Raw genomic sequence first — 1,374 nt, 5'->3', positions numbered from 1 at the left:
GGCCGGTGGTGTGATGATCGCGGTGCAGGCGTCGGAGGACGAGGTTCTGCCGCTGCTGACCGATCGGGTGAGCATCGCGGCGGTCAACGGGCCTCTGTCCGTCGTGGTCGCCGGTGACGAGGACGCCGCGACCGCGATCGCGGAGACCTTCGAGGCACAGGGCAGGAAGACGAAGCGCCTCACCGTGAGCCATGCGTTCCACTCGCCGCACATGGACGGGATGCTGGACGACTTCCGCCAGGTGGTCGAAGGTCTGGCCTTCACAGCCCCCCGTATCCCGATCGTGTCGTGCCTGAACGGTGCCGTGATCACTGACGAGATGGCCTCGGCGGACTTCTGGGTCCGGCACGTCCGGGAGGCGGTCCGCTTCCTCGACGGTGTCCGCGCCCTTGAGGCCGTCGGCGTGACCACGTACATCGAGCTTGGCCCCGACGGCACCCTGTCCGTACTCGTCGAGGGCTGCACGGTCGGCGACACCGACGGCATGCTCTTCGTGCCCGTGCTTCGCAAGAGCCGCCCGGAGGCCGAGGCCGTCACCACGGCCCTCGCCCAGGCACACGTCCATGGCGTAGCCGTCGACTGGCCGGCGTACTTCTCCGGCACCGGCGCCAAGCGCGTCAACCTCCCGACGTATGCGTTCCAGCGGCAGCGGTTCTGGCCGAGTGGGGTGGTGTTTGCGGCTGGGGATCCGGAGGCTATTGGTCTGGGTGATGCGGGGCATCCGTTGTTGGGTGCTGCGGTGGCGCTTGCCGATTCGGATGGGGTGTTGCTGGCTGGTCGTCTGTCGTTGGAGACCCATCCGTGGCTTGCCGACCACATGATCCATGGTGGTGTGTTGCTGCCGGGTACGGCTTTCGTGGATCTGGCGGTTCGTGCCGGGGACCAGGTGGGTTGTGATGTGGTGGAGGAGCTGACGCTTGAGGCGCCGCTCGTCCTGCCCGTGCGGGGTGGCGTTCAGCTTCAGTTGGTCGTCGAGGCGCCCTCGGTGTCCGGTGGTCGGCCGTTCGGTGTGTACTCGCGGCGTCAGGACGCTGTTGCGGAGGAGCCGTGGACACGCCACGGGTCCGGCGTGTTGACGGCCGGCGCCCGGCCCGAGTCGGAGCTGGAGTTCGGTGACCTGACTGCCTGGCCTCCGCCGGGCGCCGTGCCGGTCGACATCGACGGGCTGTACCAGGAGCTGGCCGGGGAAGGTATGGCCTATGGGCCGCTGTTCCAGGGTCTGAAGGCGGTGTGGCGGCGTGGCGATGAGCTGTTCACTGAGGTGGTGTTGCCGGAGGATGGCCGCCGTGACGCGGTTCGGTTCGGACTCCACCCGGCGTTGCTGGACGCGGGTCTGCACGCCATCGGCCACGGCGACGCCGCCGGAGAAGCCGC

General features: G+C 68.7%; 1 protein-coding gene. It reads left to right on the top strand.

The window, feature by feature from the left end:
* Positions 1 to 1,374 (top strand): acyltransferase domain-containing protein (locus ACZ4Z5_RS33340; RefSeq protein ID WP_468270030.1); only part of this gene is annotated, 1,374 nt, incomplete at both ends.

The organism is Streptomyces sp. NPDC030222 (genome assembly GCF_055573115.1).
This window is presented reverse-complemented; position numbering and strand designations above follow the sequence as displayed.